The organism is Photorhabdus sp. RM322S (assembly GCF_042879395.1).
In the GTDB taxonomy this organism is placed as follows: Bacteria; Pseudomonadota; Gammaproteobacteria; order Enterobacterales; family Enterobacteriaceae; genus Photorhabdus; species Photorhabdus khanii.
On record NZ_JBHFKW010000070.1, the window covers coordinates 1 to 9,918 of the forward strand.

Annotated in this window: 5 protein-coding genes and 3 pseudogenes; 4 read left to right on the plus strand and 4 right to left on the minus strand. The window is 54.2% G+C overall.

The genetic code is table 11. The features are described 5' to 3' along the window. Positions 1–74: 74 nt before the first annotated feature. Together ACGF63_RS21700 and ACGF63_RS21705 are read right to left on the minus strand one after the other, a co-directional pair. Positions 75–167: pseudogene (locus ACGF63_RS21700) on the minus strand (hypothetical protein); the annotation flags it as partial. Continuing rightward, positions 124–1,491, minus strand: a pseudogene (locus tag ACGF63_RS21705) (IS481 family transposase); the annotation flags it as partial. The pseudogenes ACGF63_RS21700 and ACGF63_RS21705, both read right to left, overlap by 44 nt. An 82-nt stretch (positions 1,492–1,573) precedes the next feature. On the opposite strand from ACGF63_RS21705, the gene tnpA reads away from it, so the two are divergent. The 3 genes from tnpA to tnpC are packed head-to-tail and all read left to right on the plus strand — an operon-like array spanning position 1,574 to position 4,144. Continuing rightward, positions 1,574–2,206, plus strand: a complete 633-nt coding sequence (gene tnpA, locus ACGF63_RS21710) for an IS66-like element accessory protein TnpA (protein WP_387633149.1) — start codon at positions 1,574–1,576, stop codon at positions 2,204–2,206. After that, positions 2,206–2,553 carry an IS66 family insertion sequence element accessory protein TnpB gene (gene tnpB, locus ACGF63_RS21715; RefSeq protein WP_166291647.1) on the plus strand — a complete coding sequence of 116 codons (348 nt, stop codon included), beginning with the start codon at positions 2,206–2,208 and terminating at the stop codon, positions 2,551–2,553. The genes tnpA and tnpB overlap by 1 nt, the downstream gene beginning before the upstream one ends. Before the next feature lie 19 nt (positions 2,554–2,572). Further along, positions 2,573–4,144, plus strand: a complete 1,572-nt coding sequence (gene tnpC / locus ACGF63_RS21720; RefSeq protein WP_387633151.1) for an IS66 family transposase — start codon at positions 2,573–2,575, stop codon at positions 4,142–4,144. 130 nt (positions 4,145–4,274) lie between these two features. Here the strand turns inward: tnpC and ACGF63_RS21725 are convergent, their stop codons facing one another. Both ACGF63_RS21725 and ACGF63_RS21730 read right to left on the minus strand, forming a co-directional pair. Beyond that, positions 4,275–6,647, minus strand: coding sequence for an RHS repeat-associated core domain-containing protein (locus tag ACGF63_RS21725; RefSeq protein WP_387633152.1), 2,373 nt, complete (start codon positions 6,645–6,647; stop codon positions 4,275–4,277). A gap of 4 nt (positions 6,648–6,651) precedes the next feature. Beyond that, complete coding sequence (locus ACGF63_RS21730) at positions 6,652–9,144, minus strand: RHS repeat domain-containing protein (RefSeq protein WP_387633154.1); 2,493 nt, start codon at positions 9,142–9,144, stop codon at positions 6,652–6,654. Positions 9,145–9,238: 94 nt separating this feature from the next. Between ACGF63_RS21730 and ACGF63_RS21735 the strand changes: the two are divergent. Further along, positions 9,239–9,787, plus strand: a pseudogene (locus tag ACGF63_RS21735) (reverse transcriptase domain-containing protein); the annotation flags it as partial. Positions 9,788–9,918: the final 131 nt, after the last annotated feature.

Here is a 9,918-nt window from a genome sequence, read left to right on the forward strand (position 1 = left end):
CTGTTCTCAATGGCGAGTACCCCGATCGTCCGCCACATCAAGATCAGAGCCAATGCGACCCCTTATGATCCGACATAACCCGCCCGTTCAACAGACTGCGTCAGTCCATAATGCTCCATTACTTCAACCCGCATGGTCTTCTCCTGATTGTCTTTTACGAAAATAATCTCTGATGCGGGCGAGTACTTCACTACGGTTAAGCGTCTCAGTCAGAATACTGTCGATAAACGCCCGGTCTTCATCCGACATTCTGGCCAGTGGTGTTGCCAGGTCGTCGGCAACAGCCAGTTTTGCCGCGATAATGTTGGGAAAGTGGTATTCAAATTTCCGGGTATCAAAGGGCTGATGCGGCAGTTCATCAATGCGCTGCTGAGTGCCATCACTGACCACGCGAAGATCGCTGCCGGACAATGCGCTGATGGGGATGTTCAGCTGTCTGGCCAGAGCATGGATACGATCGGCTCGTTCAGCCGCGTTACCGCGCCTGAACGTCCGGTAACGGTGTAACGGCACAGGCCCCGACACCGGATAATAGGGTCCCCACGTTTCACCGGTAAACTCCACATACATCTCGTCGTCAAACAGCCCCCACAGCAGAATGACGTTTTCACCCGCCATATCCGGTTCAACTTCCCATGCAGTGCCGTCTATCGTTACCCGCGCATCAACACCCACCTTGCGGGACTCAGGCTCCCGGGCGAACCGACAGTATTGTTCCCAGCTGCACATATCCCTCACACCGTCCCGGGGGATATTTTCCAGCCAGTCCTCCAGTCGGGAGTGCTTCTCGCTGCGGTGACGCTGCGCGTTATAACGACTCAGATAGTTCCAGAGCCATTCGTTGGCCTGCAGCTCCGTCTCCGGCTTATGGAAGTGATACAGGGTTTCATGTGCCTCTTTGACGGTCCGGAATGGGCGCTCGACTTTGCCTTTGGACCGGGCCGTCGTCCGGGTGCCATCCTTTCCTGCCGGTGTATGCGTCAGCCAGTCGACCTTCAGGGACTGCATCACATTCTGGAATACATGGCTTTTAGCCACCGGACCGTTATCGAGGTACAACATTTTCGGGCGGCCCTGAAAAGGAAAGTCAGCTCTGGCCTTTGGCGCCATGGCGTTAAAGAGAAAACGCAGCGCTGATTCCGCATCCTCACCGTACACACACCGGTATTCCTGGTAAGCAACGCCGCTCCGGTCATCCACCACTCTGAACAACATCAAAGTAGGTTCGCCCCGGGCAGGATCCACCCAGTCAGGCCGTTCAATATGTTTGAGATCGGATTGTGACATATCAAACTGCCAGCAGTCATTGCTGCTTTCAGCCTGAAATCTTACCGCCGGAGGCTCCCGTAACAGGCGGGGCTGGTCGAGACGCCAGCGGGAAAGCCAGCGATTGACGGTCTGTTTACGAAGCAAGCCTTTGGGACTTTTAATCAACCCCTGAACCGTCTCCACACCATGTTCTTCAAGCAACTGTATTGCCCGTCCGGTCGTAAACGGCTCATTTAGACCGTCTATCGGTATACCTCCGGTTCGGGGAAAATAATGTCCATCATTTCTAATGGACACTATCGCTATGAAATATCGGACACTGCTCCTCGACGCACTGCGCTTACATTTTGATGAACACCTATCCAGGCTCGATGTTGGTCGTCGGCTTGGGATCCCCAAAAGTACCATTTGCGATCTCTTTGTTCGCTTCAAAAAGCAGGGAATTAGCTGGCCGTTGCCTGATAACATGACCTCCGACAAGCTCGAATCGCAGCTTTACCCCGGACGTACCCATGCCGTCAGGCTTGATATCCCTGAGCCGGTTTTAGCGGATGAGCCCGTTGTACGCAAGCGGTCACGCCGCCCGAATTTTCCACTCGCGTTTAAAATCTCCCTGGCCGAAAAATCACTGCAACCTGGCTCCAATGTCGCACAACTGGCGCGTGAACACGGCATCAACGACAACCTGTTGTTTAACTGGCGTCACCTTTATAAACGCGGACTTCTGTGTCCCCGGGATGACAGTTCATTGCTCCTGCCCGTTACACTGTCTGAAATCACTGTGCCTGTTAAACCGCCGAGCCCCGCTATGCAGCAACCCGCAGACAGGGAGCCTTGCTGTGAACTGGAGCTTCCCTCCGGCATACTGCGCATCCGGGGTGAACTGACTCCCGAACTTCTGCGTATGCTGATCAGTGAAATGAAGGGGGGTGTCTAATGAACATATTGCCAGCAGGCACACGTATCTGGATCGTGGCAGGCATCACTGATATGCGCAACGGGTTCAACGGCCTGGCCTCAAAGGTGCAGAACGCACTGAAAGATAATCCGTTCTCCGGGCAGGTCTTCATCTTTCGCGGTCGTCGGGGTGATATGCTTAAGATACTGTGGGCTGATGCCGATGGGTTGTGCCTGTTTACCAAACGGCTTGAGCGTGGGCACTTCGTCTGGCCGGTGACCCGTGAGGGTAAAATCCATCTGACTCCCGCCCAACTGTCCATGCTGCTTGAAGGCATAAACTGGAAACATCCGCAGCGGATGGAACGCTCTGGCATACGGATATAACTTGCGGTAAAGTGAGGGAATGACTCCCTCATTCCCTGATAATATCGCCCAGCTGAAAGTGCTGCTGCGTGAGCAGATGGCAGCTAACGAAATACTGGCAGAAAACAATCGCCTGCTGTCCCAGCGGGTGGCCTCTTATGCCAGCGAAATTAGCCGACTGAAAGCCCTGGTGGTAAAACTGCAACGTATGCAGTTCGGCCAGCGTTCAGAAAAAATACGGCAGAAGACTGAACGACAGATACGCGAAGTGCAGGAGCACATCAGTCACCTTCAGGAAGAAATGGCCGACATCCAGGGTGAACAACCCGACCCGGCACTGCCTCCTGTGCTGCGGCAGTCCTCGTCACGAAAACCGTTACCCGCCACTCTGCCCCGCGAAATACAGTCGCTCCCTCCGGCAGAAAAAAGCTGCCCTGAATGTGGCGGGGAACTGCATGCGCTGGGTTGCGATATCTCAGAACAACTCGAGATCATCAGCAGCGCCTTTAAAGTGATCGAAACACAACGCCCCAAGCTGGCCTGTGGTCGGTGTGACGGTATAGTCCAGTCTCCCATGCCGTCCAAACCCATTGAACGCAGTTATGCGGGGCCTGGACTACTGGCGCGGATCGTGACCGCAAAGTTTGCAGAGCCTATGCCGCTGTACCGTCAGTCGGAGATATACAACCGACAGGGCGTGGCGTTAAGCCGTGCCACGCTGGGTCGCTGGTCCGGGGCGGTGAGTGAACTTCTTGAACCCTTGTACGATGTGTTACGCCAGTATGTTCTGATGCCGGGCAAAGTCCATGGCGATGATATCCCCGTGCCCGTTCAGGAGCCAGGAAGCGGTAAAACCCGGACCGGCCGCCTGTGGGGGTACGTCCGCGATGACAGAAATGCAGGCTCAGTCATGCCGCCGGCCGTGTGGTTCGCGTACTCAGCCGATCGCAAAGGCGTTCACCCGCAACAGCATCTGGCAGGTTACAGCGGTGTTCTCCAGGCAGATGCTTATGGTGGATACCGGGCGTTGTATGAAACAGGGAATATCACTGAGGCCGCCTGCATGGCGCATGCCCGGCGTAAAATCCATGACGTTCACGTTCGTTCGCCAACAGCCGTCACGACGGAAGCCCTGAAGCGGATAGGTGAGTTATATGCCATAGAAGCAGAAATCCGGGGTAGCCCGGCAGAAGAACGACGGGCATTAAGAAAAGAGCGCAGCGCTCCGCTGATGCAGTTGTTGTTCGACTGGATACAGCAGCAGATGGCAACGCTGTCGCGGCACTCGGAGACAGCGAAGGCGTTCGCCTACATGCTGAAGTTATGGGACAGTCTGAACGAGTACTGCCGTAACGGCTGGGTGGAGATCGACAATAATATCGCAGAAAACGCCCTGCGTTGCGTCGCTGTTGGGCGAAAAAACTGGCTGTTCGCGGGCTCTGACAGCGGAGGTGAGCGGGCGGCCATCCTGTACTCATTAATCGGCACCTGCCGGCTTAATGGTGTAGACCCGGAAGCGTGGTTGCGGTACGTCATCAGCCATATAGCTGACTGGCCATCAAACAAGGTACATGAGCTGCTTCCCTGGAAACTCAACCTTACCAATATCTAATCGTCAATACGGTTCAAATGAGCCGCTTACCTTTTACCTCTTTCCGTGACTGGATTACCGACAGTCACAAAATACCCCCAAATCTCAGCCAGACACTGCCCGCCATCTTGCCGGTTTCACTCCATTGGCTCTATTTCTGCAAGAGATCTCCGATCTCCTCGGCTGGAGCTCTCCAAACCACAAACGGATAATGTTGAGTCGCTTCCCTCCAAGGAATTGTCCTTACTTGTTGGGCATCGTACAAGATAAACTGCCCTCCAGCATTATATCCGTGAACAACGTGATAGTTGCCCTGTGGATAGCAGCAGCCCTGTGGATAGCTGCCCTGTTGATAGCCGACCTTTGTTTTGTTGAAGAGCGCAACAGCATAATGATCACGCGCTGCATTTTTGCTCAAATACTCACTCATCTCAAGGTCATTACGTATATCGTGTGAGCTACCAGTTCGACTCAGCCTAGTTCTAAGCATCATCTCTGAGATCTGGTTATGGCTGACTAAACCTTCTTGATACCCAGTGATGGCAGAAATCTCGGTGGAACTTTTATTAAGAATGTGGCCAAGTGTACAAAAAGCGCAGTTATCATCGCGTCCGGGAAGATTTATATGGTTATGCGGTGCACCAAAGGGAAGATCGTGCGCGCCAGCTGAACCAATACTTTCGGTAATACCAATAACTTGGGCATTTCTAATATTTCTCCCCCATGTGGTTATTTGTGTCGGCGTGTTAGTCATAGCTAATCGATTTGCTTTCAGTAGATTTTTTACTCCCCCATTGTACAGTTCATTAGCCTGACGTAGTAACGTCGGAGCTTCACGCACTAGTGTCACCCCCACTCTACCCATTCGATATAGCCCATGAACTCCGTCTACCATGGCCGGGATACCGATAACCACCGCTGCAATTCCCAAATTACGACTCAGCTCCGGATGGCTATCCTCAAGCACACCACTGGCAATATCGAGTGTACTGGATATTACTGCCGATGCTGTGATGGTGACGACCAGTACCAGTGATGCACCGCCAGTAAATGGGATTAACGCAAGACCCGCGACAATCCCAAAAATCCCGAACCCCACGCTCCACCAGTTAACATGACCGCTCGGGTCCGCGTGATTGACTGGGTCGCCTCCGCAGTAGGCATACGGATTAAGACCTCCCTTGCCAAACGGGCTCCAGCTGTCCGGACAGTGAAAGCGCATCAGCACCGGATTATAGGCTCGATAGCCATTCCCCAGATGCGTGGTGCCGGTTATCGGGTCACACCGCTCTCCATTGTATCCCTTGACCGCGCGGGATTTAGCACTGTCGGAGGGCCTGTTCAGACCATACGGGGTATATGTCTGGTCGGTTAGGGTCTCGCGACAGACCGCCATCACGCTTTGTTTCTGGTCGGTTCCCAGCAGCAGCGTTTCTTCCCCGCGCGACTCCAGCATGGTCTGGGCCACCGTGCCCAGATACCGGATAACAGTGTCCGCTTGTTGGTTTTGTCCCGGTGCGCCGACCCATTCATTGGTCAGCGTGCTGTTGTCATAGTACAGCCGATGCAGGAGCCGGGTGTCGTCTCCCTGTTGCCAGGCCAGGCGATCAAAGGCATCGTAGCCGTAGTCACCGCTGCCGTACTTTGCACTTTCCACCCGACTCAGGCGTCCAAGCGCATCGTAACGCAGTGTCCGGCCCACCTCATCTCTGACCAAGCGTCCCGCCCCATCGTACAGTAGTGGGACCTTCGACGGATACCCCCTAGAAGTCAGTGTATTTGTTACATAGCTCAGTTGGCAGGGGTCTTTTGCATTTTTATAGTGATGGGTGGCGGTATTGCTCTCCCCCGTCTGCAACGTCGTGACACATACTGTGATATTGTCCAGTGCGTCTGCCATGAAGGTTTGCCGCACTATCGCGTTACCATACGCATCTTTGGGCAGCAGATTGCCACTGACCCGATAGTCACTCAGGCGACTGCGTAGGTCATACGTGAATTGCTCATCCGTCAGCACCTCCCCCTGATGGTTTCCCTTGTGTAGGGTGCGTCTGACCACGCGACCGACCACATCATACTCCTGTAGCAATATACGGGCGTCTTGGGCATTGCTGTTAAAAGTACGCTTCACCTCCCGGCCGAAGGCATCGCGCTTGATGTCGGTTTTCAGTACATGTCTGGACTGCAGGGCCGTTGCCACCGTTTGGGCAACGCGGTTCAGGCCGTCATAGCCAAACACTACCTTCACCGTCTTGCCGTCCGTCATCTGGGTCGGCAGGCCGACCTCATTTCCGGAAGTGGCATAGCTGTAAGTCCAGCAACTGCCGTCACCGCGGAGCTCCTGCTGCAGTCGTCCCGCCAGAGAATATAGACGGCGCGTGGACAGCGCCTTGCTACCGTGCAGACTCGTAGTCGCCCCTGCCGCATTCCCTGACGGCGCGTACAACGCCGTCACCACCGAATTCCCTTCTGTCGCATCAAGCAGATGGCCGGTTTTCGGCGTATAACGGTACGTTTTATGCACTTTTTTACCATCCGGCTGCGTCGCCGTGACCGCCGTCAGTGCCCCCCCCCAGACGTGGCTCGCTCAGGTAATCTTGTGTCGCTCCATCCGGTACGGTGATGCTGTTTTTGTTGGGGCGAGCTTTCGGATTAAGCTCATGGGTATACGTGGTGGTCCGTCCCCCGACAGTCATGCTGACCGGACGCCCCAGCGCATCGAACCGCTGTTCACCCAGCACCGTTTCTGCCGTCTCGCCTGGTGCCATCACGGCCACCGCAACGGGCAGGGGGGCACTACTGAAGCGGGCATAGCGCCGGATAATCTGGGTTTTGTCCGCCAAGACCGTACGCAACGGTCGCCCAAACACATCGTATTTATAACGGATGACACGCCCCAACGCATCGGTGACGGTGCGTAAACGTCCGGCCCCATCCCATTCTTGGTGACTAATACTATAAGGAGTGTTATGTGTCAAAGCGTCTGCAGACTCAAACACTTCCATTTTCATCACCTGATGCGTGTACTTGTGGTGGTAGGTGACAATATGGGCCGTGTCCTTGCCGGTTCGGTCGGTGGTCCAGTGCGTCACGGTACAGGCTATCGGGTCCGCCAGGCTATGGTGCACAATCCCGTCACTGCCGGTAATTGTGCTGACCTGTCCCCAATAGTCATAAGTCAGGGCTGTTCGGATCTCGATTCGCTCCTTCAGTGGAGCAGGAGCGACAATATCGGTTCCAGGAGTCCGCAGACAATCTGTCTGCACGCTTTCCGTGACCCTTCCCCATGAATCTAGGGTATGCTGCAACGCCGTATGCCACACGTCACGGGCTGACGCCGGGCCGTCACTGTCCTGAATTTCAAACGCCAGAATCTGCTCCAACGCATCATGAGATATCCGTATCCGATTACCCAAAGGGTCGGTTTTCGTGACTTGGGCAGGCGACGAGGTACTGGCAGGTTGCCAGTCAATCCGTGTCTCCTGGCGATACTCGGCCTCATCCGAGTGCAGTACCGTGCCGGTCTGATGCCCCAGTGCATTAAAATAGTTTTGGAGGGTACTTCCCGCACTGTCCGTTTGGGTTTGCACGAGGCCGCTGAGCGTGGACACGGAATCTGACGTAATTCGTGTCATCCCGCCGTAGTCTGGGTCGGCGGCATTGGCTTGGGTGGTCAATGTCACCGTGCGAGTTAACCGATGGCTGTTGAAAGCAAAGGCATAGTCCGTGTGCTGCACATAAGGATGCACCGGCGCGCTGTCATTGCGGAAAGTGGTGGTTTTCCGTTTGAGACGCCCAAAGTTGCCGGCCGACACATCGTCACAATAGTAGGCATAGGTAATGTTCTGCCTCACCAGATGTGCTTCACTTTCCCGTGAATACAGAAAATGCGTTTCCGTCAGTGGCATGATAACCGCCTGACGGCGATGTTTCGCCTTTTCGGCGATATCGATATAAGTGTATTCAACCCGGGTAATCGGTTCATCCTTGAATGTCTGAAGCGGGTATACGGTACGGCTCTTGATTAAGCACGAAAAACCCCCGGGGTCAGCCGGACACCTACCGGATTCACCGATAGCCGGGTACCATTGCATCTTCACCATGGTGCCATTTGCTGCGATCTGGCATGTCTGGTGGCCCTGTTCATCGTATTCCATTGACGTCGACAACATCGGAGAGGCAGTGCTTCCTTTTTGCCAATGCGACAGGTTTTGTTTCGGAAACTGATAGATCGCTGGTTGTTGCGAAAACGGCTTATTTTCATCGGCATGATAGTGGGTGGTTTTGGTGTGGGTGCAATCCCCTTGGGTAAATCGCTCCTCCGTCAGCAAATGGAATTTGTTATAGGTGCGCCGGGTAACCTGCTCGCCGCCATCGGGATGGTGCACTCGCTCTTCGGTCCAGTAGGTATAATGATTGCCTGGCACAGAAAAAAGGTTATCATCGTTTTCATCAAAATCCTGAAACTGCGCCCCATGCCCCAGGTAGTTGTTACCGTCGTAACGGTAAGTTATCTGCAACAGGGGTTGCTTCAGCCCAGGGGATAGTAAACTCCGGGTTACCGCCGGCAGTCCACCCTGACCGTGACTGGTGTTGTAACGCATCCGTTTGGCTGCATAGTCCACCTTTTGGGTCAACCCAGCCGGTGTCACAAGATGCGAAAGCGGATTGACATTGCCGGGAAATATTATTTGCTGGGCATACTCCAACGACCAAGTGAGCGGTGTGGCCGGCTGGCTGATATTTTTAATCTCGCGCAGGTAGCCGTTGGTCTTCAACAGGTTAAAGGTCAGAGTTTCGGAGGTATCCGGCCAAATCGTGATAGAAGGGTAAGAGTCATAATCAAACTGACACAATACGTTACCTGCCTCACCAGTGATACGGGTCAGCAGGTAAGTCCCCTGTCGGTCGTTCCATTCCAGATGCAGACTGCGGCCGATCGGTGACATTATCTGAACCGGTAGCCACATTTCCTGGGCATATTTTTTCAGGAACTCCACCATACCCGTGTTATGACGCACTACGCATCGCGAGTCCTCTCCGGAAGGCTGCATTTTAATCTTCAGTGTTGGCGGGTGCCTGCACTGACGCAGTGTCAAATGCGTCCCGGCTACATTGTGGTTGACACGATTGTCATCTGGTAGCTATTTCCCACCATCAGTAAGGCGGGTGGAAATACCCAAAGACAATGGAGGCACGAGACCTCTGGGGGTACCCACTGTTGGTGATCGGGTCGCCCAGATGGTAGCCAAAATGGTATTGGAACCGAAGCTGGATCCCTTATTTCATCCAGATTCTTATGGTTATCGACCCGGTAAGTCAGCCATCGATGCTGTACGGGAAGCATGGCGTCGTTGCTGGAAGTACAACTGGGTCATTGATCTGGATATTAAAGGATTCTTTGACAACATTGACCATGAACTGATGATGAAAGCTGTTGAAAAGCACACGAACAGTGAATGGATCAGGCTGTACATCAACAGGTGGCTCAAGGTGCCAGCGTTACTTGAAGATGGGACGGAGGAAACAAGAGATAAAGGAACGCCACAGGGTGGCGTTATTAGTCCTTTGCTTGCGAACCTTTTCCTGCATTATGCTCTGGATACCTGGCTTACCCGCCATCATCCAGAAACTGTCTTTGAGCGCTATGCGGATGATGGTGTGCCACGAAGGCATGCACCGGGGACGTAAGTCCCCGTGCAGCTATGCAACACAAGAGATGAGGGCAGGCCCCTCGGTGTCGGCGTACAGGCGCAGGCACCACCCCCCCCCCCACTGCTGCTGCGTTTAAGAGA